The 21774-nt window shown below is 72.5% G+C and carries 16 protein-coding genes; 6 read left to right on the top strand and 10 right to left on the bottom strand.

The genetic code is table 11. The features are described from left to right. Nucleotides 1-53 precede the first annotated feature (53 nt). Nucleotides 54-485 (bottom strand): VOC family protein, encoded by a 432-nt coding sequence (locus ACFWZ2_RS26490; protein WP_384549731.1) that lies wholly within the window; start codon nt 483-485, stop codon nt 54-56. A gap of 117 nt (nt 486-602) precedes the next feature. On the opposite strand from ACFWZ2_RS26490, the gene ACFWZ2_RS26485 reads away from it, so the two are divergent. From ACFWZ2_RS26485 to ACFWZ2_RS26470, 4 genes are all read left to right on the top strand, one after another. Continuing rightward, nucleotides 603-3605, top strand: a complete 3003-nt coding sequence (locus tag ACFWZ2_RS26485) for a bifunctional [glutamine synthetase] adenylyltransferase/[glutamine synthetase]-adenylyl-L-tyrosine phosphorylase (RefSeq protein ID WP_384549729.1) — start codon at nt 603-605, stop codon at nt 3603-3605. Between the two features lie 246 nt (nt 3606-3851). Then, nucleotides 3852-4556: a polyprenyl diphosphate synthase gene (gene uppS, locus ACFWZ2_RS26480; RefSeq protein ID WP_384549727.1), complete on the top strand. Its 705-nt coding sequence runs from the start codon at nt 3852-3854 to the stop codon at nt 4554-4556. Nucleotides 4557-4575: 19 nt separating this feature from the next. Further along, a complete protein-coding gene (locus tag ACFWZ2_RS26475) occupies nt 4576-5673 on the top strand; it encodes a terpene synthase family protein (RefSeq protein ID WP_384549725.1) in 1098 nt (365 codons plus the stop codon). A gap of 6 nt (nt 5674-5679) precedes the next feature. Then, nucleotides 5680-7056, top strand: a complete 1377-nt coding sequence (locus ACFWZ2_RS26470; RefSeq protein ID WP_384549723.1) for a cytochrome P450 — start codon at nt 5680-5682, stop codon at nt 7054-7056. Here ACFWZ2_RS26470 and ACFWZ2_RS26465 read toward each other — a convergent pair. The 3 genes from ACFWZ2_RS26465 to ACFWZ2_RS26455 all read right to left on the bottom strand — a co-directional run bounded on the left by ACFWZ2_RS26465 (nt 7043) and on the right by ACFWZ2_RS26455 (nt 10734). Beyond that, nucleotides 7043-7936: a phosphatase PAP2 family protein gene (locus ACFWZ2_RS26465; protein WP_384549721.1), complete on the bottom strand. Its 894-nt coding sequence runs from the start codon at nt 7934-7936 to the stop codon at nt 7043-7045. The two genes, ACFWZ2_RS26470 and ACFWZ2_RS26465, sit on opposite strands and share 14 nt — an antisense overlap. Nucleotides 7937-8042: 106 nt before the next feature. Then, the gene (locus ACFWZ2_RS26460) at nt 8043-9068 is read right to left on the bottom strand and encodes a LacI family DNA-binding transcriptional regulator (protein ID WP_384549719.1); all 1026 of its coding nucleotides are present in this window, start codon (nt 9066-9068) and stop codon (nt 8043-8045) included. A 25-nt stretch (nt 9069-9093) separates the two neighbouring features. Then, on the bottom strand, nt 9094-10734 hold the full coding sequence (locus ACFWZ2_RS26455) for a glycoside hydrolase family 13 protein (RefSeq protein ID WP_384549738.1): 1641 nt from the start codon (nt 10732-10734) through the stop codon (nt 9094-9096). 281 nt (nt 10735-11015) lie between these two features. Between ACFWZ2_RS26455 and ACFWZ2_RS26450 the strand changes: the two genes are divergently transcribed. After that, on the top strand, nt 11016-12671 hold the full coding sequence (locus ACFWZ2_RS26450) for a SpoIIE family protein phosphatase (RefSeq protein WP_384549717.1): 1656 nt from the start codon (nt 11016-11018) through the stop codon (nt 12669-12671). On the opposite strand, the gene ACFWZ2_RS26445 is transcribed toward ACFWZ2_RS26450, so the two are convergent. Continuing rightward, on the bottom strand, nt 12649-13164 hold the full coding sequence (locus tag ACFWZ2_RS26445) for a GNAT family N-acetyltransferase (protein ID WP_384549715.1): 516 nt from the start codon (nt 13162-13164) through the stop codon (nt 12649-12651). The two genes, ACFWZ2_RS26450 and ACFWZ2_RS26445, sit on opposite strands and share 23 nt — an antisense overlap. 50 nt (nt 13165-13214) lie before the next feature. Between ACFWZ2_RS26445 and ACFWZ2_RS26440 the strand changes: the two genes are divergently transcribed. Next, entirely contained in the window at nt 13215-13574 is a 360-nt protein-coding gene (locus tag ACFWZ2_RS26440) for a 5-carboxymethyl-2-hydroxymuconate Delta-isomerase (protein WP_384549713.1), read from the top strand. Here ACFWZ2_RS26440 and ACFWZ2_RS26435 read toward each other — a convergent pair. The 5 genes from ACFWZ2_RS26435 to ACFWZ2_RS26415 all read right to left on the bottom strand — a co-directional run bounded on the left by ACFWZ2_RS26435 (nt 13550) and on the right by ACFWZ2_RS26415 (nt 21702). After that, on the bottom strand, nt 13550-14260 hold the full coding sequence (locus ACFWZ2_RS26435) for a TetR/AcrR family transcriptional regulator (protein WP_384549711.1): 711 nt from the start codon (nt 14258-14260) through the stop codon (nt 13550-13552). The genes ACFWZ2_RS26440 and ACFWZ2_RS26435 overlap by 25 nt on opposite strands. Before the next feature lie 74 nt (nt 14261-14334). Beyond that, a complete protein-coding gene (locus tag ACFWZ2_RS26430) occupies nt 14335-15405 on the bottom strand; it encodes a PDR/VanB family oxidoreductase (RefSeq protein ID WP_384549709.1) in 1071 nt (356 codons plus the stop codon). A 1-nt stretch (nt 15406) separates the two neighbouring features. Further along, nucleotides 15407-16312, bottom strand: a complete 906-nt coding sequence (locus tag ACFWZ2_RS26425) for a metal-dependent hydrolase (RefSeq protein WP_384549707.1) — start codon at nt 16310-16312, stop codon at nt 15407-15409. 63 nt (nt 16313-16375) lie between these two features. Next, a complete protein-coding gene (locus ACFWZ2_RS26420; protein ID WP_384549705.1) occupies nt 16376-18298 on the bottom strand; it encodes a hypothetical protein in 1923 nt (640 codons plus the stop codon). Nucleotides 18299-18552: 254 nt separating this feature from the next. Continuing rightward, complete coding sequence (locus ACFWZ2_RS26415) at nt 18553-21702, bottom strand: alpha-N-acetylglucosaminidase (RefSeq protein ID WP_384549703.1); 3150 nt, start codon at nt 21700-21702, stop codon at nt 18553-18555. Nucleotides 21703-21774: the final 72 nt, after the last annotated feature.

Genomic DNA, 21774 nt, shown 5'->3' with positions numbered 1-21774 from the left:
GGCAGACGCGACTGCGGCTTTTCCTGGGCTGAGCGCGCAGTTCCCCACGCCCCTTACGGGGCCGCGATTGCCTGCCGCAAAGGCGTAGTCGCACGGACCCGGTACTCCTGGATGGCCCACCCGTTGCCGTCGGGATCCTTGAAGTACATGAACGTGCCCCCGTCCTGCGGGGCATGCGCCACCGGCTCGGAGACGTCGAGGCCGCGCGCGGTCAGTTCCGCGTGCGCGAGCTTCGCGTCGGCGACGCAGAGCTGGAGGCCCTGGTAGGAGCCCGGGGCCGGGGTCGGTCCCGCGATGGTGTCCCAGAGGGTGTCGGCGAGGGCGATGGAGCAGCCGGATCCGGGCGGGGTCAGCTGGACGATGCGCATGCCCGGCAGGACCTCCGTGTCGATGTCGACGTGGAAGCCGAGCTTGTCGCGGTAGAACGCCTTGGACGCGTCGATGTCACTCACGGGCAGCGGAATCACTTCGAGTGTGTACTCCATGAGCCGCAGTACACCAGGGAGTCGGCCCGCTGTCAGCGTCCGAGGACGCGGGCGTGGGCGGAACCCGTCGGCGAGGCCGTAGGCTCGGGCTGAGGAGTGATCGAACGGAGGCTCGGCATGACGCTGCCGCAGGGACGACGGAGCAGTACGTTCACGCGGCTGCTGCGGCACGGTTTCACCGACCCGTCCGCGGCCGAGCGGCTGCTTGACACCCCCGGCCTCGGCGCCGTCCGCGACGATCCGCTGCTCTTCGACGCGCTCGGCGTCACCGCCGACCCCGATCTCGCGCTGCTCGGCCTCGTCCGGCTCGTCGAGGGGCAGGAGGACGAGGCGGGGCGGCGCGAGCTGCTCGACACCCTGGTCACCGCCAAGCCGCTGCGCGACCGGCTGCTCGGTGTGCTCGGCGCCTCCGAGGCCCTCGCCGACCATCTGGCGCGGCACCCCCGCGACTGGCGGGCCCTGGTCACCTACGAGGCGGCCGATCTGCACCCCGGTGTGGAGGAGTTCGAGCGCGGTCTCGCCAAGGCCGCCGACCCGGTCTCGCTGCGGGTCGCCTACCGCCGCTGCCTGCTCGCCATAGCGGCCCGTGACGTCTGCGGCACGACGGATGTCGCCGAGACCGCGGCCGAGCTGGCCGACCTCGCTACGGCGACGCTGCGGGCGGCGCTCGCCATGGCCCGCTCGGCGGCGCCCGCCGACGCCGCGCAGTGCAGGCTCGCGGTCATCGCGATGGGCAAGTGCGGCGGCCACGAGCTCAACTACGTCTCGGACGTCGACGTCATCTTCGTCGCGGAGCCCGCCGACCCGGCCGCGGGCGCCGACGAGGGCACGGCGCTGCGGGCCGCGACCCGGCTCGCCTCGCACATGATGCGGATCTGCTCGGAGACGAACGTCGAGGGCACCATCTGGCCGGTCGACGCGAACCTGCGCCCGGAGGGCCGCAACGGCCCGCTGGTGCGCACCCTGAGCAGCCATCTCGCGTACTACCAGCGGTGGGCGAAGACCTGGGAGTTCCAGGCGCTGCTCAAGGCCCGCCCGGTCGCGGGCGACCTCGAACTCGGCGAGGAGTACGTCGCCACGCTCGCGCCGCTCGTCTGGCACGCCGCCGAGCGCGAGAACTTCGTGCCCGACGTGCAGAAGATGCGCCGCCGCGTCGTCGAGAACATTCCCGCGGGCGAGGTCGAGCGGGAGCTGAAGCTCGGGCCCGGCGGGCTGCGGGACGTCGAATTCGCCGTACAGATGCTGCAGTTGGTGCACGGCCGCAGCGACACCTCCATCAGGAGCGCATCGACGCTCGAAGCGCTCGCGGCGCTCGGCGCGGGCGGCTATGTGGGGCGCGTCGACGCCGCCCAGCTCGACGACGCGTACCGCTTCCTGCGCTCCCTGGAACACCGCATCCAGCTCTACAAGCTGCGGCGCACCCACCTCGTGCCGGAGGACGACGCGGACCTGCGCCGCATCGGCCGTTCGCTCGGCATGCGCACCGAGCCGATCACCGAGCTGAACCGCGCCTGGAAGCGGCACACCTCCGTCGTGCGCCGCCTGCACGAGAAGCTGTTCTACCGGCCGCTGCTCGACGCCGTCGCCCAACTCGCTCCCGGCGAGACCGGGTTGAGCGCTTCGGCGGCGCGCGAGCGGCTCGTCGCGCTCGGCTACGCGGACCCGAGTGCCGCGCTCAGGCATCTGGAGGCGCTCGCCTCCGGGGTGTCCCGCAAGGCCGCCATCCAGCGCACCCTGCTGCCCGTCCTGCTCGGCTGGTTCGCGGACTCGGCCGACCCGGACGCGGGCCTGCTCGGCTTCCGCAAGGTGTCCGACGCCCTGGGCAAGACCCCTTGGTATCTGCGGCTGTTGCGGGACGAGGGCGCCGCCGCCGAGAACCTCGCGCGGGTCCTCTCGGCCGGCCGCCTCGCCCCGGACCTGCTCCTGCGCGCCCCCGAGGCGGTCGCCCTGCTCGGCGACCGGCGGGGCCTGGAACCGCGCGCCCGCGGCCCTTTGGAGCAGGAGATCCTGGCCGCGGTGCGCCGCGCCGCCGGTGCCGAGCGGGCGGTCGCGGCGGCGCGCGGGGTGCGCAGGCGCGAGCTGTTCCGCACGGCCGCGGGCGACATCATCGGCTCGTACGGCACGGAGGACAGCCCCGCCGAGGCCGACCCCGGCGCACTGGTGGACCGGGTCGGCGGCGCCGTGTCCGACCTGACCGCGGCCACCGTCGCGGGCACGCTCCGCGCCGTCGTCCGCGACGGCTGGGGCGACACGCTCCCGACCCGCTTCGCCGTGATCGGCATGGGCCGCTTCGGCGGCCACGAGCTGGGCTACGGCTCGGACGCGGACGTCCTGTTCGTGCACGAGCCGCGCGAGGGCGCCGACGAGCAGGAGGCCGCGAAGGCGGCCGCCAAGGTCGTCGCCGAGATGCGCAGGCTCCTCCAACTCCCCTCCGCCGACCCGCCGTTGCTCATCGACGCGGATCTGCGCCCGGAGGGCAGGAGCGGACCGCTGGTGCGGACGCTCAAGTCGTACGAGGCCTACTACCGCCGCTGGTCCCTCGTCTGGGAGTCCCAGGCGCTCCTGCGCGCCGAACCGGTCGCCGGTGACGAGGACCTCGGCCGCGCCTTCATCGACCTCGTCGACCCGCTGCGCTACCCGATGGAGGGCCTCGGCGAGGACGCGATCCGCGAGGTCCGCCGCCTCAAGGCCCGCATGGAGGCGGAACGGATGCCGCGCGGCGCGGACCCGACCCTGCACACGAAGCTGGGCCGCGGCGGCCTCTCGGACGTCGAATGGACCGTGCAGCTCCTGCAGTTGGAGCACGCCTGGGCCGAACCGGGCCTGCGCACCACCCGCACCCGCGAGGCCCTCGCCGCCGCCTGTGCGGCGGAACTGATCCCCGCGGAGGACGCGGCGATCCTCGACGAGGCGTGGGTGCTCGCGACGCGCGTACGGAACGCGGTGATGCTGGTGCGCGGCCGCGCGGGCGACACGTTCCCCTCCGACGGCCGCGAACAGGCCGCCGTCGGGCGGTACTTGGGCTACGACGCCGGGCACGTCGGCGACATGCTGGACGACTACCGGCGGATCACGCGCAGGGCGCGGGCGGTCGTCGAGGAGCGGTTCTACGGGGCGTAGGGCGGGACTTCGGGGCGCTGCGCTTTGCCGGGCGTCTCGAAAGCCCCCGGCAGGAGCCTCAGCGGCCTCCTATTGAGGCGTGCGCACGTCAAGCGCCCCCGGACGCGCCTTTGCAAGCCCGGCGGATCGGCTCAGGATTTCCAGGACAAGCCGTCGTCGGCAACCCCCCATTTCCTTGCTCGTTGAGCCCGAGCCCGATGCGTATCGGCCGTGCATGCCCTGGACCCAGGCGTAAGGAACTGCCCGATGAGTGCTCCTCCGTGCGATCGATCCAACTGGCCGCGTCATGTCGCCTTCATAGTGGACGGAAACCGTCGCTGGGCGCAGGCACATGGCCATTCTGTCGAGAAGGGCCACAAGGAAGGCGCGGACAACGTCCGCAGGGCCGTCCACTGGTGTGAGGCCATGGGCATAGAGACCACCACCTGGTGGCTGCTCTCGACGGACAACCTCAACCGCGCCTCGGCCGAGCTCCACAAGCTCCTGGACATCATCTCCGAACTGACCGTCCGGCTCGCGGAGGCCGGGCACTGGAGGATGCGGCACCTCGGGGATCCCCGGCTGCTCCCCAAGTCCCTGGCGACCGCGCTGTGCGAGGCGGAGACCGCGACCTGCCGCAATCAGGGTCCCCAGATCAACTTCGCGGTCGGCTACAGCGGCCGCCAGGACATCCTCGCCGCGGCGCGCCGCGTCGCCCACCAGGCGGTCGAGTCCGCCGGGTTCTCCGTGTCCGAGACGACGTTCGCCCAGGCCCTCTCCACCTGCGGGCTTCCCGATCCGGACCTGGTGATCCGCACCTCGGGCGAACAGCGCCTCTCCGGGTTCATGCTCTGGCAGGCAGCTCTGTCCGAGCTCTATTTCTGCCCTGTCCTGTGGCCGGACTTCACCCAGTCCGACCTCCACAGCGCCCTGGCCTTCTACGGCAACCGTCAGCGACGTTTCGGAAAGTAGAGCAGGAAGGAACCGCAGCATGCTTCAGAGGCCTCTTCTGTTCCCCAGCTCCAGCTCCAGCTCCAGTCCCAGTCCCAGTCCCAGTCCCATTCCCAGCTCCATTCCCGGTCCCAGGACGGCGGACGACATCCCCGGTGCGTTCCGTCCCCTGAAGCCCTGGCTGCTCTCCCATCTGGGCAAGGGGCGTGAAACGTACGCCGCCCATCCGTGCACCGACGAGCTGGAGTCCGCCGTCCTCGCCTGGGCGGCAGATCTCGGCATGAGCGAGGAGCACATCGAGATCACGGCCGAGGCGACTCCCGGGCACCTGGTGGGGCTCTTCGCCCCACAGGCTCCGTGGCACGTGCTGCTTCCGCTCGCCAAGCTGCAGATGATCCTGTTCTGGCTGAACACCGTCGACCTCGGCAGCGACCGGCCGGTCGGCCGGCTCATGGAGCCCGTACGGGAAACCCTGGAGGGCGGGCACGCACCGGCCGGCGGGCCGGACATCCTCAGGCCGATCGCCGCTCTGCGCGACGACGTCGTCGCGGCGGGAGGGGCCGCCCTGATCCCCGGCTTCACGGAACTGCTGCTCGGCTTCCTGCACGAGTACACGGCCCGGCAGGCGTGGGAGAACGGGGAGCCGCTGCCGAGTCTTGACCAGTACCTGAAGCACCGGACACGCACGGCGGGGATCGTGCTCGGCATGTGGATACAGCGGCTGCAGCCGGGTCTCGTCGGACCGGGGGAGCGGCTTCCCGGGCCACTGCTGCAGCTCATGAAACAGGGCAGCCTGCTCGTCGGTCTCGACAACGACCTGCACAGCTGCCACCTGGCCGCCGAATCGGGGGAAAGGCTCAGCCTCGTCGGCGTCATCTGCCAGGAGTACGGAATTCCGGTGGACATGGCCTTCTCCTGCGCGCTCACCCTCAACGCGGTGATGCGCTATGAGAACGCCAACACCGCCGCCACGATCTGCGCGGACACCTCCCTGCCCGACGCGGTCAGGCATCACGCCCGGGCGATCTTCTACTGGGTCGACCCCGTCTACACATGGTCGCTGGAGACGCCCCGCTACGGATTGCGGAGCGCCGACGTCCAGGACCTCGCCCCCCGCTCCTGCCCGGCCGGGGAGTGAGGGGACATGACGAGCCTGCGTGCACTCCCCGTCGCCCCCAAGGCGCTGCCCCTCGTCGGCCATCTGATCCCGCTGCTGCGCAATCCGCTGGAGTTCCTCAACTCCCTTCCGCCGCACGGGGATCTCGTCCGCATCCAGCTGGGCCCCGTCCCGCTGGTGATGATCTGCGATCCGGAACTGACCCGGCAGGCCCTGGTCGACGACCGCGTCTTCGACAAGGGCGGCCCGATCTTCGACCGGGTGCGGGAGGTCGTGGGCAACGACGGTCTCGCCAGCTGTCCCTACAGCGCGCACCGGCGGCTGCGCCGCCTCGCCCAGCCCGCCTTCCACCCGGCACGGTTCCCCGGCTACGCGAAGGCCATGAGCACCTGCATCGAGGACGCGACCGGGTCCTGGCGTGCCGGGCAGGTCCTCGACGTACCCACCGAGATGATGACCATCACGTCCAGGATCACGGCCGCCACCCTGTTCTCCGGTGCGCTGCCGCCGGGCGAACTCGGCCCGGTCCTGCACGACGTGAAGACCTTCTTCGACGGCTTCTACCAGCGCATGTTCATGGTCCCCCCGCTGGACAGGCTCCCCACCCCCGGCAACCGCGCCCATGTGCGCGCCCGCACCCGCCTGCGCGACGCCTTCGACCAGATCATCGCCCGGCGCCGCATCGAGGGCGTCGACCACGACGACCTGCTCTCGGCCCTGATCGCGGCCCACGACCCCGAGGACGACAGCCGCGGCATGACCGACGCGGAGATCAGCGACACGGTCGTCACCTTCTTCCTCGCCGGTACGGAGACCACCGCGGCACTCCTGGCCTGGGCCCTCGACCTGCTGGCCAGGCACCCCGGGATCGCGCGCCGGCTGCACGCCGAGGTCGATGAGGTCCTCGGCGGAGCCAGGGCCACCCACGCCGACCTGCCGCGCCTGGAACTGACGCACCGCGTCATCACCGAGACGCTACGGCTGCGCCCGCCGGGCTGGATCTTCACCCGCGCCGTCACCGCCGACACCCGCCTGGGCGGGCACCTGCTGCCCGCGGGGAGCACCGTCGTCTACAGCCCCTACCTCATCCACCACCGGCCCGACCTCTACGACGAGCCCGAGACCTTCGACCCCGACCGCTGGGACCCGAAGCGCCCCCAGCCGCCCCGGCACGCCCTGCTGCCCTTCGCCTCCGGGGCCCGCAAGTGCATCGGCGACACCTTCGGCATGACCGAGGCCGTGCTCGCCCTTGCGACCATCACCGCCCGATGGCGCCTGGCACACCTGCCGGGACAGCGACAGGTCCGGCCCGCCCTGGGGCTCGCGCTGCGGCCCCGCAGGCTGCAGATGCAGGTGAAGCCCCGCATCGCCGTCAAGGAAGGGAAGATCGTCAAGGCCGCGTGACGAGCGCCCGCGCCCCTTCGGGGCGCGCCGCGCCCTCGACCGCCACCTCGCGCGGCAGCGCATACGGCATCGACCCGTACCAGAGCCGCGCCACCGCGAAGCCGAACGCCAGGCAGATCATGCCGCCCACCGCGTCCAGCCAGAAGTGGTTGGCCGTCGCCACGATCACGACGAGGGTCGCGGTGGGGTAGAGCAGGCCGAGCACCTTGGCCCACGGCACCGAGGCGAGGGCGAAGATCGTCAGGCCGCACCACAGGGACCAGCCGATGTGCATCGACGGCATCGCCGCGTACTGGTTCGACATGTTCTTGAGGTCGCCCGACGCCATCGAGCCCCAGGTCTGGTGGACGACGACGGTGTCGATGAAGTCGGTGCCGTTCATCAGGCGGGGCGGTGCCAGCGGATACAGGTAGTAGCCGACCAGGGCGACCGCCGTCGTCGCGAAGAGGACGAGGCGCGTGGCCGCGTACCGCCCGGGGTGCTTGCGGAAAAGCCACACAAGGACACCGAGCGTCACCACGAAGTGCAGTGTCGCGTAGTAGTAGTTCATGCCGACGATGAGCCATGTCACCGAATCCACGGCGTGGTTGATGCTCCGCTCGACGGCGATCCCCAGGTCGTGCTCGACCCGCCAGATCCAGTCGGCGTTCCGCAGGGCCTGCGACTTCTGCTCCGGCACCGCGTTGCGGATCAGTGAGTACGTCCAGTAACTCACCGCGATCAGCAGGATCTCGAACCACAGCTTGGGACGGCGGGGCGTGCGGAGCCGCTGGAGGGCCCGCCGGAATTTCTGCCCATTGCGGTCATCGTCCGCGCCCGCGATGGGTGATGTGGTGGGGCCCTGCCGGCCCTCGATCGTCGTCACAGTCGTCTCACCCATAGGGACAGAGTCTGCCAGATCCCCGCTCTTCGACCGATCATCCCCTGGTCGGGTTCGGACCGCATTCTCTCCACCGGAGGGACGAGTCCGCGACCCCGAGGCGCCCCTAGGGGCGCCTGGGCACCGAAGCGGTTGAACCGCGAACCACCAGCTCCGGCATGAAGACGAATTCGCTCTGCGGCGCGGGGGTGCCGCCGATCTCCTCGAGGAGTGTACGCACCGCCGCCTGACCCATCGCGGGCACCGGTTTGCGCACCGTGGTCAGCGGCGGATCGGTGAACGCGATCAGCGGGGAGTCGTCGAAGCCGACCACCGAGACGTCGTCGGGCACCTCCAGGCCGCGCTGCCGCGCCGCCCGTATCGCGCCGAGCGCCATCATGTCGCTGGCGCACGCGATCGCCGTGCAGCCCCGGTCGAGCAGCGCCGCGGCCGCGGCCTGGCCGCCCTCCAGGGTGTACAGCGAGTGCTGCACGAGATCTGTCTCGATCTCGTCGGGGGAGAGGGCGAGCAGCTCCTGCATCGTGCGTACGAAGCCCTCGATCTTCCGCTGTACGGGCACGAACCGCTTGGGACCGAGGGCGAGCCCGATGCGTGTATGACCCAGGGAGACGAGGTGGGTGACCGCGAGACGCATCGCGGCCCGGTCGTCGGGGGAGATGAACGGCGCCCGCACCTTGGGCGAGAAGCCGTCCACGAGGACGAAGGGCACGTCCTGGGCCCGCAGCTGTTCGTAACGCTGTGTGTCGGCGGAGGTGTCCGCGTGCAGGCCCGAGACGAAGATGATCCCGGACACCCCCCGGTCCACCAGCATCTCGGTGAGCTCGTCCTCGGTGGAGCCGCCCGGGGTCTGGGTGGCGAGCACCGGCGTGTACCCCTGCCGGGTCAGGGCCTGCCCGATCACCTGCGCGAGCGCGGGGAATATCGGGTTCTCCAGCTCCGGCGTGATCAGCCCGACCAGTCCCGCGCTGCGTCGGCGCAGGCGCACCGGGCGTTCGTAGCCGAGTACGTCGAGTGCGGCGAGCACGGACTGACGGGTGGCCGCGGCGACGCCCGGCTTGCCGTTGAGCACGCGGCTGACTGTCGCTTCGCTGACCCCCGCCTGGGCTGCGATGTCGGCTAGCCGTGCGGTCACAGGATGGGACTGTACCGGTCGCATCTCACGCTGCCCACCAGAGTGTTGAATCGGCCGGGAGCACGGTCTGTGCCGCGCCGGGTGCGGCGTCCGCGCTCGCGAGGAGCGGGGTGCCGGGGGTGGGCAGCGTGATGTCGGAAGCGGTGAGGTTGACCGTGCAGACGAAGGTGCCGTCCGGGGTGCCGCGGCGGAACGCGAGGACGCCGTCGGGGGCCGTGAGCCACTCGATGGCACGGCCCGCGCCGAGCGCCGGGTGTTCGCGGCGCACGGCCAGCGCGCGCCGGTAGAGCTCCAGCGTGGACGTCGGGTCGCCCGTCTGCGCCGCCACCGACAGGCCCTTCCAGTCCGCGGGCTGCGGCAGCCAGCTCGGGCCGCCGTCCACGGGCCCGAACCCGAACGGCGCGTGCTGCCCGGACCACGGCAGCGGCACCCGGCAGCCGTCCCGCGTGCCGTCCTGTCCCGCGCCGCGGAAGAACGCCGGGTCCTGGCGCACCTCGTCCGGCAGTTCGGTGACCTCGGGCAGACCGAGCTCCTCGCCCTGGTAGAGATACGCCGAACCGGGCAGCGCCAGCATCAGCAGCGTGGCCGCCCTGGCCCGGCGCAGCCCGCGCGCCTCGTCGGCGTCGCCGAAGCGCGTGGAGTGTCGTACGACGTCGTGGTTGGAGAGCACCCAAGTGGCGGGCGCGCCCACGGCGTTCATCGCGGTCAGGGAGCGGTCGATCACGGCGCGCAGCGCGGCGGCGTCCCAATCGGTGGTCAGATACTCGAAGTTGAACGCCTGGTGCAGCTCGCCGGGGCGCAGATAGCGGGCGCTGCGCTCCACCGTCGGGGTCCACGCCTCGGCGACGGCGATGCGCTCGGCGCCGTACTCCTCGAGGATCCCCCGCCAGTCGCGGTAGATCTCGTGCACGCCGTCCTGGTCGAAGTACGGCACGGCCTGCTTGCCGAGCAGCTTGACCTGTTCGCCGTGGCCGACGTCCGGCAGTCCCGCCGCCTTGACCAGGCCGTGCGCGACGTCGATGCGGAATCCGTCGACGCCGAGGTCGAGCCAGAAGCGCAGGACGGAGCGGAACTCGTCGTGGACGGCGGGGTGTGCCCAGTCGAAGTCGGGCTGCTCGGGCGCGAAGAGATGGAGGTACCAGGCGCCGTCCTCGACCCGGGTCCAGGCGGGGCCGCCGAAGACGGACTCCCAGTCGTTGGGCGGCAGTTCACCGTCCGTGCCGCGTCCCGCGCGGAAGTGGAAGCGGTCCCGCAGCGGGGATCCCGGGCCCTCGCGCAGCGCCCGCCCGAACCACTCGTGCCGGTCCGAGCAGTGGTTGGGCACGATGTCGACGATGACGCGCAGGCCCAGCGAGTGCGCCCGGCGGACGAGGTCGTCGGCGTCGGTGAGGGTGCCGAACATCGGGTCGACGGCGCGGTAGTCCGCCACGTCGTAGCCCGCGTCGGCCTGCGGCGACGCGTAGAAGGGGGAGAGCCAGACGGCGTCGACGCCCAGGTCGCGCAGGTACGGAAGGCGGGCCGTGATGCCGGGCAGATCGCCCATGCCGTCGCCGTTCCCGTCGGCGAAGCTGCGCGGATAGACCTGGTAGATGACCGCGTCGCGCCACCACTCCCGGGCGGGCGCGGAGTCGGTGGCGGCGGGCGCGGCGGTGACGTGCTGGGTCATGAAGTCCCTCGGGGCGCCGGGGTGGTGATCGGACACTGCGGTGAACGCCTCGCGGAACGCGAAGGTCACGAGGGTGTCCGCCCGACCGGTGATGTTCCGGCCAGGCCGGACGGGGCGGGGCCGCAGATCCTATCGCCAAGTCCTTGTCGTACGCGGAAAGTTCCTGGATCTTCACCGTTCCCGGGCCGACGGACGCCGTCTCCTCCCGGAGCGTGCGGCGGAGCGCTAACTTGGTCGAGCAGGCCCGCGGGGGGCTTGCCGACCAGCCCCGAGGGGCCCGCGTGAGCGTCAACGGCAAGGCAGACACCACGATCCTGGTGGTCGACGACGTCGCCGCCAGCCGGTACGCGCTGGGCGCCGTCCTGCGCAGGGACGGCCACCGCGTCGTCCTCGCCGCGAGCGCGGGCGAGGCCCTCATCGAACTCGACGTGCGCCAGCGCGCGGGCGAACTGCCCGACGTGGCCCTCGTCGACGTCGGCCTGCCCGACATGAGCGGCTTCGAACTGTGCCGCCGCATGAAGGAGTCGCCGCCCATCGCGGCGCTGCCCGTCGTGCACTTCTCGGCGGCCCGGGTCGCCCCCGCGGACCGGTGCCGCGGGCTCGACGCGGGCGGCGAGGCCTATCTGACGGTCCCCGCGGAACCGGAGGAGATCCAGGCCGTGGTGCGCGCCGTGGCCCGCGGCGCCCGGCACCGCAGCGACGCCGAGGCGCACGCCGGACACCTCACCCGGCTCGCCGAGACGATCCTCGACGTCCAGTCGGCGCGCTGCCCGCGCGAGCTCGCCGACGCGGCCGCCGCCGGGGCCGCCCGGCTGACCAACGGCCCCGCCGCCGCGTTCGTCCTCGGCGAGGACGGCACGCTGTACCGCGGCCTGTCCCGCTGCCGGTCGACCGCCTCACTGCCCGACGAAGGCGCCCACGACGCGGTGGCCCGGCTGATCCGCCGCGTCATGGCGGGCCGGACCGGAGTGCGCGCCACCGTCGTGCCCGCCCCGCTGTGGCCGCCCGGCTTCTTCCGGGCCGAGGGCCCCGGCGGCACCGGACTGCCGGACGGCGCCCGGCTCGCGCTGTCCCGCGCCCGCGAGACCTGCGAGCCCGTCTGCCTCGCCACTCCCGCGTACGCCCAAGGACTCACCACCGACACCGGGCGTCTCGTGGGGCGGCTCGCCCACGCCACCGCGCTCGCCGCGGAGCGACTGCTCATGTACGAGATGGAACGCCACATCGCGCTGACCCTGCAGCGCAGCTTCCTGCCGACCCGGTTCCCCCGCCCGCCCGGCACGGAGATCGTCGTCCGCTACGAACCCGCCTCCCGCGATACGGAGATCGGCGGCGACTTCTACGCCGCGCTCAACACCTCGCAGGGCGTCCTCACCGCCATCGGCGACGTCGTCGGCCACTCCCTCGACGCCGCCACCGTGATGGTCGAGATCCGGCACGCGCTGCGCGCCTACTGCGTCGAGGACCCCGACCCCGGCGAACTCGCCAGCCGCCTCGACAAGATGCTGCAGCGCTACCACCCAGAGCAGACGGCCACCCTGTGCCTCGCGCTCGTCGCCCCGGACACCGGCCGCACCCGCGTCGCCAACGCGGGACACATCCCGCCGCTCGTCGTCGGTGACGACGGCACCGCCGACTACCTCGACGCGAAGGGCCCGCTGCTCGGCCTCGGCCTGCCGCGGCCCGTGCCCACCGATACGGTGCTGCGCCCCACCGACCGGCTCCTCATGGTCACCGACGGCCTCATCGAGACGCGCGGCACGGACCTCGCGGTGTCCATGGAGCATCTGCGCGCCGCGGCGGCCGACGCGCCCCCGGGCGTGACGGCCCTGTGCGACACGCTCCTCGCCTGCTTCGGGCACGACAGGGAGGACGACATCGCGCTGCTCGCGATCCGGCTGAGCGGGGAGAACGCTAGCGAAGCGGCTTCTCCATGAGGACCACGCCGTACAGACTGCCGTCGGCGGCGACCTTCCCCGGCAGCTCGCCGACGGCCGTGTACCCGGCCTCTTCGTAGTACGTGCGCAACCGGGGCACGGTGGTCATGCAGTCCAGGCGGCACAGCCCGCGGCCCGCCGCCGCGATCCGCCGCTCGGCCGCGGCGAGCATCGCCCGGCCCGTGCCGGGGCGCGTCCCGCGCCGCGTCATCAGCCGGTGCACATAGCCCGCGTCCGGCGGCCGCACGCCCCAGGCCGCCTCGTCGTCCCACCACACCTCGTACGCCCCCACGACCTCGTCGCCGTCGTGGGCGAGCCACACCTCTTCCGCGCCCGACGCGATCAGCCGCCGGAAGTGGTCCGCGTCCTTGCCGCCGGGCTTCCACTGGTCGATGCCGTGGTCGAGCATCCAGCGGGCCGCGTCGTCGTAGAGGCCGACGAGGGTGGCCGTGTCGCCGTCGTCCGCGCCGCGGAAGGTCAGTTGCGCCGTCATGGCGATCACCGTAAAGGTGTGCATGACATCGTCCGAACGAGGGGTGGCCCATGCCGCAGATCACCGTCGACTACTCCGAGCAGCTCGCCGACGCCTTCGACCGCAAGGGGTTCGCCCTTGCCCTGCACCCGCTGCTCGTCGACGTCGCGGGCGCCACCACGGACTCCTGCAAGACGCGGTTCGTGCGGACCGAGGGGAGTCTGGTGGGGGACGGCGCGGGCCGCGACGGCATCGTGCACGTCATGATCGGGCTGCTGCCCGGGCGTTCGCCACAGACCAAGGCGCGGGTCACCGAGGGCGCCCTCGATCTCGTACGGCAGTACGTGAAGCCCGCGGAAGGGCTGACCCTGCACGCCTCGGCCGAGATCAGGGACCTGGACGCCTCCTACCGCAAGTCCTCCGACGCCTGAGGCACCAGCTCCACGAGCCGGCCGATCAGCTCGGCGAACGGCCCTTCGGCCGGCTCCTCGGCGAGGATGCCGCGCAGCACCGCCGCCATCTCCTCGTCGTACGCGGCGCTCACCGCGGCCAGCGCCGCGAAGTCGTGCACCAGTTGCAACTCCAGCTCGGCGCGCGGGATGCGCCGCCCGTCGAGCCAGATCAGCGCCGTCGACTCGGCGAGCGAGATCCAGGAGCGTACGACGAGTTCGAGGCGGGCGGGCGGGTCGGCGACCCGCAGATGCGTGAGGATCTGCACGTACGCGGCCTGCCGCACCGAGTCGATCAGCGCGTTCGTCGTCGATGAGCCGACGGCGGGGCCGCCCCGCATCAGCGCGGAGAAGCCGGGCCCGTGCTCGTCGACGAAGGCGAGGAAGCGGCCCATCACCCGCAGCAGGCGCGCGCCGAGCGGGCCTTCGTGCGGCTCCACGAACCGCTCGGCGAGATCCTCGGCCGCGCGGCGCAACGCCGCCTCGTACAGGCTGAGTTTGCCGGGGAAGTAGTGGTAGACCAGCGGGCGCGAGATCCCCGCGGCCGCTGCTATCTCGTCGATGGAGACATCGTCGGGGGAGCGGTGACTGAACAGTTCGAGCGCGACCCCGATCAACTGCCGCCGCCGCTCCTCGACACCCATCCTGCGGCGCACCCCGGTCGTCATGCGAACACCTTACCGAGCGGAACCGGCCTCTCGACGAGCCGGTCCCGTACGGAAGTTCACACGTGCGGCATGTCTCACATGTCCAGCACGATCCGTTCGCCGCGCGCCCGCGAGACACAGATGAGCATGGAGCCGTCCCGCTCCTCGTCCGTGAGGAGTTCGTCGCGGTGGTCGATCTCCCCTTCCAGGACCCGCTGTTGACACGTTCCGCAGAAACCCTGCGCGCAGGAGTACGCGGTGTTGGGCAGCTCGGCGCGGACGGCGGCGAGCACCGTGGAGTCGGCGGGGACCGCCACCGTGCGCCCGCTGCGCCGCAGTTCGACCTCGAAGGGGGCGTTGCCGTCCGTCGCGGTGCGCGGTGTGAACCGCTCCAAGTGCAGCGAGCAGCCCGCGGGCAGCGCCGCGCCGACGGCGTCCATCAGCGCTTCGGGACCGCAGACGTGCACGGCCGTGCCCGCCGCCGCACCGGCGAGGAACGCGGCCGTGTCCGGCAGCCCGTCCGCGTCCTCGGCGACGACGGTGACCCGCCCGCCGTCCGGGCCGCCGAGCTTCTCGACCTCTTCGAGGAACGGCATCGAGGCCCGCGAACGCCCCCCGTACAGCAGCCGCCAGTCGGCCCCCGACGCCTCGACGGCCCGCAGCATCGGCAGGATCGGCGTGATCCCGATGCCGCCCGCCACAAAGACGTACGAGGGGGCCTCGGCGAGCGGGAAGCGGTTGCGCGGCCCGCGCACCTCGACCTCGACGCCTTCCGCCAGCTCCTCGTGCACCTCGCGCGAGCCACCCCTGCCGCCCTGCTCGGCGGTGATGAGGCGGGTCGCCACGGTGTACGAGGAGGTGTCGTCGGGGTCGCCGCAGAGCGAGTACTGCCGCACGAGCCCGGACGGCAGGACGAGGTCCAGATGGGCGCCCGGCTCCCACCCCGGCAGGCGCTCGCCCGTCAGACGCAGCTGGACGACGCCGTCGGCGACCGTCTCGCGCCCGGCGACGCGCAGCCGCAGCGCACGCGAGCGCGGCTGCCCGGAGACCGGCTCGTCGAGGGCGGGCAGCGGCCACAGCGGGGACGCCTCGATGCGGCGGCGCATGGCCCGCCTGGTGAGCAGGGCGACGCCCGCGACGAGGGCGACGGTGCGGATGCGGGGCATGTCAGGCGGCGCCCTTCTCGGCGGCGGTGGCGGCGGGCGAGGAGGCGAGATAGGCGACGGCCTGCTCCGTGCTGCCCTCCTGGGAGGGGTGGTAACTCCGGCTCAGATAGCGGGGGATGGACCGGATCATGTCGCCGGTGGACGGCAGGGTCCCGGCGCGCCCGCTGCGGTAGAAGTCCTTGAAGCTCGCCCTGCCGTCGACGAGCGTCGGGTCGTTCTCCATGAAGAACCGCGCCCCGCGCTGCCACAGGAAGACCAGCGCGCTGAAGGCGGTGGCCCAGGTCCTCGCCCGGCGCCGGTAGCTCCCGTCGACGTGCATGAACAGCTCGAAGGCGACGGAGCGGTGCTCGACCTCCTCCGCGCCGTGCCAGCGCAGCAGGTCGAGCATGGTCGGGTCGGCGCCCCTGCGGTCCAGCTCGTCGGCGTTGAGCACCCAGTTGCCGAGGAAGGCGGTGTAGTGCTCGATGGCCGCGATCATCGCGACCCGCTCCAGCAGCCACCACCGGCGCGGCTTGCCCGGCGGCAGCGTCCGGTCGCCGAGCAGCTTCTCGAAGAGCCAGTCGACCTGCGCGGTGTACGGGGTCGGGTCGAGCCCCTGCTCCTTGAGGTGCGGCAGGACCTCGTCGTGGGCCTGCGAGTGCATGGCCTCCTGGCCGATGAACCCGATGACGTCCTCGCGCAGCCGCTCGTCCGTGATGAGCGGCAGGACCTGCTTGTAGACGTGTACGAACCAGCGCTCACCGGCGGGCAGGAGCAGGTGCAGCACGTTGATGGTGTGCGTGGTGAACGGGTCGTCCGGGAGCCAGTGGAGCGGTGTCTTCTCCCAGGAGAAGGAGACGTTGCGTGCCTTGAGCGGTATGTGCTCGGACGCGAGGGGCTTGGGCACCCGGCCCTGCGTATTAGACATGGCGTCAATGTACTGATGGGTAGTCGCGGGGGTACAGGGGTCTGCGCCGGGAACTTTGCCGGACTACCGCAAGGTGCTCACCGTGCGGCCGTCGCCCAGCTCGCCGCTGAGCCGCGCCCGGGCGTCCCGCTCGGTCCGCGCGGCCAGGACATTGCCGCGCACGCGCTCGCCGCCGGACGCGGTGATCGACGTGACGTCCTTGCTGCCCGCACCGAGCACGTACCAGTTCCCGGCCCGTGACTTCCACAGGACGCCCGCGAGGACGAGGGGCTCCCTGTCGCCGCACGCCGGCGAGTCCTCGGCCTTCGCCGCGACGGCGCCCGTCGGCCCGGCCGTCTGGAACTGCGCGAGCACCCGGCTCCCGCCGCCCCGCCACGTCTCGGCCCGCGTGCAGACCCAGGTGGCCGAGCCATTGCCCTCGGGCAGCGTCTGACGGGCGTACGACCAGGAGTTCACGGACCGTACGCCGTGCGAGCGCACCGAGGCGAGGGAGCACGCGGACTTCGACCAGTCCGCGGGCGACGACTCGTGCGGGGAGCCCGGGCGGCCCGACGTCAGACGGGCGGGGGTGAGCTCGCCGAGATCGGTCGACAACCGGGACGTGCCCGAGTTGTCGCGCAGCCGCAGCGCGTTCCACGAGGTGCACTCGCGGGCCGTGGCCGGGCTGGCGAACGGATCGGTGACGCCGTCCGCGGAACGGTGCAGGGACAGCCCCTTCCCCGCGGGCTTCAGCAGATCGCGCACCGACGCCGAACCCACCCAAGGGGCCGTGAGATAGCGGACGTTGCCGTCGGCGCGGCTCACCACGACGGCGCCCGAATCGGCGCCGCCCGCGCCGTCCACGCGCGCGAAGTCGAGTGCGGCACCGCTCGTGCCCTCCATCGGCTCGGCGTACCGGACGATACGGAGACCGTCGTAGAGCAGGACGACACGGGTGGCGTCCACCTCACCGGCGAACAGCAGCTGCGCCGGGCCGGGCGGCGCACCGGCCGCCGTGCCCGGCGTCGCGGAGACCTGGACGGACTCGCCGGGCCGCGCCCAGACGGCCAGGGCGCGGCGCAGCAGCGCCCGGTCGCCGGTGAGACCGCCGCGCGCGGGCCACACCGAGAAGTCGGTGCGCGCCGAGCGCTTCCACGTGCTCGCGGCGACCTTCGTCAACTTCCCCGGATCCAGGGCGGCTTGACCCGCCGGATTCTTGGCGTACGGGGGAGCGGCGGCGCCGTCCGGCCCCCAGCCGTCACCCGGAAGCCCCAGCAGCGCCCCGCACACCAGGACGGCCGCGGCCGCCACGGCCGCCGCCTTCATGTGCTGCCTGCGCCGCATCAGATCGGTCGGCCTGGCATGCAGCGAACAGGGGTCGAACTCGGGGGACTCCAGAAGCGGATACGCGGCCTCGACACCGTCCGCCTCGGCGAGCGCCTCCTCGGGTGCCGCGCACCCGGCGGCGGCGAGCACATCGCGTACGTCGGGGTCGGCGAGCCGCTCGAACCCGCGCAGGACGTACGCCGCGCGGGCCGCACCCGAGAGCGCGGACAGCCGCTGGTCCAGGGCGAGTTCATCGGCGCCGCCCGAACGCGGGAACAACCGCAGCCCCCACACCTGCGGAAGCAGCGGCGGAAGCTGCGACCGCTTCGGCCACGCCTTCCGCTTCAACGGCAGCCCGGCCTCCAGGGCGGTCCGCACCACCCGCAGCCGCACGTAGGCGTAGCCCGGGTCACCGTTGCGCCGCTCACCCGTGCCGCGCTGCGCGGGGATGACGACCTCGACCCCCGACTTCCTGCCCCGGGGCAGCGCCCGCTGGGCCAGCGCATGGGCGGTCAGGACCCGGCGATTGCGGCCGAGGCTCGGCGGAAGGACCAGGTAGGCCAGCCGGACGAGCCGCGGATAGTGCTCGACGAGGGCGGCCTCGGCCTGCTCCACGTCCACGACGGAGGCGGGGCCACTGGGGTTGCGGGACTGCGACTGGGGCTGCACATTCGACGACACGTTCAGCAAAACGAGCGAATCGTCAGATGGTCACCTGGTCACCTCACGAGGCGCCCGCCTGCACCGGCCTTGCGCCTCCGTGAGCGCCCCCCCGGCACCGTGGGCTGTGCCCACCCTTCCCCAAGCTCTCGGCTTCGCTCGAGCAGGGGAGACCCCACTCGCCCAGCGGCACGACTGCCCACAGCGGAGCGACCACGCACATACCCCCGCGGCCCCGCCCCACGACACCCGCTCAGGCGCCCCACGGCACACGCTCAGGCGAGACGCCACCCGCTGAACTCGACCACCCCCCGTTCCTCACCACCCCCATGGGTCGCACTCATGAACATCCCCACGTCCTGCCCGCCCCGGGCCACCCCAGGCACCGGCACAGTCGCCACCACTCGCCACGTCCCCCCGTCATCCGTCGAGCACTCCCCGGTGAACGCCCCACCGGCCCCCCGGCTCAACCGCAAGAGCACCGGCGCCTTGATGCCGGTGATCCGCTTGTACGTGTCCAGCGTCCCGTCCCCGTTGGAGTCGTACGAGAGGACCACCCCATTCGCGGGAGTGACCGAGAGATTCACGAAGCCCAGGGAGCCGGGCGTGCCGAGCGATCCGCGGCTGATGAGTCCGGCGCGGGCCCAAGGCCCGGTCACCTCCTGGGAGTCGACGCGGACGGCCACCGAGCCGCCTTCCTCCAGGGCACCCTCCCGGTACAGCGTCCCGAACTCGGCCGTCCCCTTCCACAGATCGACCCCGCCCCCATGGATCGCGTACCGCCCGCCCAGCTCCCCGAACACGGCCCCGTTGTTGGCATAGGTCCGCCACGCCGATCCCACGGCCCCGGCCTCGAACAGCGTCCCGTCGTGGAGGGACCGCACCCGCCGCTCCCCCTGGGGCCCGTACCGCACTGCGAGTTCATAGGGCAGCGGCCGCAACGGCCGGTCAAGGGGCGTCCCCGGCGCACGGACGTGCCAGGCGACACGCCCCGTCCCCGCGGCCGCGACCCGGTCCAGCGAGACGGGCCCGGAGGGCGTCGCGTCGAGGCCGGTCAGGGCGAAGTCGACGCGCCCGGTGGCCCGCAGGCCGTTGACGTTGCGGAAGAGGGCGGTGAGGGACGTCTGCCCGCCGGGCGGCAGGGCGGGCGGATCGGCGGTGACCTCCAGCGTGCCCTGATAGGGCGCGCGGGAGAGGACGTCGGCCACCCGCGAGGCGGTCCGGTACGCGCCGCCCACGGGCCGCAGCGGATAGTCCTTGCGCTCCCGGGTCCACGGCTCCTCCACGGCGAACCAGTCGACGGCCTTCGGCTCCCGCCCCGCGGCCATGGCGTCGGACAGCTCGTCGAGCCACCGCTGCCACCGGGGGACGTAGAAGTCGCCCATGAGACCGTGCCATTCGCGGTTGCCGTAGTCGTGGAGCTTGCCGCCGTCGGAGGTGGCGCGGTCGCCCCACACCGTGACGAGGACCTTGGCGGTGCGCTCGAACTCGCGTCGCTCGGCGTCCCCGGTCCCCATCCGCCGGGCCGCCTCGACCCAGGGCCCGACGAGGAAGGCGGGATCGGTGCCGAGCAGTTCGTCGGCGAGCCGCATCAGCCGCAGCCACAGGGTCGACAGGGCGGCGAACGTGGCGCGGTCCCGGCGGGTGCAGGCGCGCCGCAGCTGCGGCAGGAGCTGTCGGCCGCGGTGGGCGACGGCCTGTCGGGCCACGTCGACCAGGTCGTACCGGTACGCGGCGCTGCCGCGCAACGCGCCGCCGACCCCGAGCAGCCCGGCGAGCGCGGCGTCGAAGCGCCCGGGGTCGTAGGTGAGGGCGCGCGGCGCGTACTCGGCGGCGCGGTTGGCCGCCAGGTCGGGGCGGGCGGCGAACAGGGAGTCGTGGGCGTCGCTGCGCTCGACGGCGGTGTGCTGGTAGGCGGTGTCGTGCAGGGCGCGCCAGGCAGCGCGGGCGTCGCGGTCGCGTGCGCCGTAGCGGAAGTCGGCGTACGAGGAGAACCAGGCGGCGCGGTCCACCGGGCCCTTCGTCCAGGCCAGTTCGGAGAAGAGCTCGAAGGCGGCGGGGTCCCGGTCCGTCGCCTCCGGCATGAAGGCGGTGCCCACCAGCGCGCTGTCCGCCTTGTCGCGCCAGGCGAAGAACTTCTCGTTCCAGATGTGGGCGCGGGCGCCGATCGTGGTGCGCCCGCCGAAGTTGGGGATGGTGCCGAAGGCGTACGGGGTGCCGCCCCAGTCCTTCTCGCGGTCGGTGACGCTCGCGTACCGGTCGGACACGCCGTCGACGATGAGCATCCGCTTCTTGTCGACGGCGTCGAGCAGCGCGGGCAGCGGATTGGCCTCCCAGCCGAGGATGACCCAGGTGGCGCCGGGCCGCGCCGTGCGCAGGGCGGTCTCCACGCCCCGGGCGGCGGCGGGCACGGGCACGTCACCCGCGGTGCCGCCCTCGTGCAGGAGGTCCATCTTGAAGTACGAGGCGGGGCCGAAGAGTTGTTCCTGGTGCCGGTAGAAGGAGGCGGCGACCTTGGCGAAGGCCGTGGTGCGCGGGTCGAGCCAGTCGGGCCGCTTGAAGCCGTGCCAGACGCCCTGCGGGACGACGCGGGCGTCCCCGCCGTTGCGTTCGACGAATCCGTCGGGCACGTGGCCGTAGTAGCCGGGCAGGACCGGCGCGATGCCGAGCTCGCGCAGCCGCCGCACGATCCGCTGCCCCAACTCGGCGCGGTCCGCGATGAGTTGAGCCGAGAGCGGTCCGCCGTATCCGGAGAGGTTCTGCAGCAGCCACCAGGGCTGGTGGGACGGCGCGGGCAGCCAGGCCCTGGCTTCGGCGTCGGAGTAGCCGAAGTCCTTGAGGACCCGGTGGTAGACGGCCTCGGCGCCCGCGATCACCAGGACTTCGTTGCAGCCGTGCAGGGCGAGTACGTCGATCATCCGCTCCCAGTAGGCCCAGTCGGCGTACGGCGCGGTGTACCCGTCGTTGGTGTCGTTGAGGGCGAAGCGGTGGGGGAGCGAGGTGCTGCGCTCCAGCGGCCCGGCCGGTGCGGGCAGCCGCCGCGGCAGGTCCAACTGGCTGCCGTTCCAGGTGACATGGGCGCCGCATACGTACTTCAGATACCAGTGGACGCCGGTGAGCAGCACCGCGGGGGTGGTGCCCGACACCTCGATCCGCCCGGTGGTCCCGGTGACCCGGAAGCGGTCCTCGCGGCCCCGCGCCGCGACGAGTCTGAGGCGGATCTGTGCCGCGTGATGCGGCAGGAGTCTGTTGAGTGCGGCGCGCGCGGAATCCGTATCGAAGGCGGGACCCCCGGTGGGTCCACCGGGTCCGCCGGGTCCGGTGGGTCCGGCGGCATGGGCCGGCAGCGGTACCGCGCCGACGGCGGCGCCGATGCCGAGCGCACCGGCGGTGCCGAGCACGGTACGACGGGACGGATCGGACATGTGTACCCCCTGCGTTGAAGGCTGCGGCGCACGGTATCCGCGTGGCCCCCGGCGCTCAACGGTGCGGAAGAA

The organism is Streptomyces sp. NPDC059002 (assembly GCF_042740435.1).
GTDB lineage: Bacteria > Actinomycetota > Actinomycetes > Streptomycetales > Streptomycetaceae > Streptomyces.
Note: the sequence above shows the minus strand (reverse complement) of the source record. Positions and strands in the feature narration are given on the sequence as shown.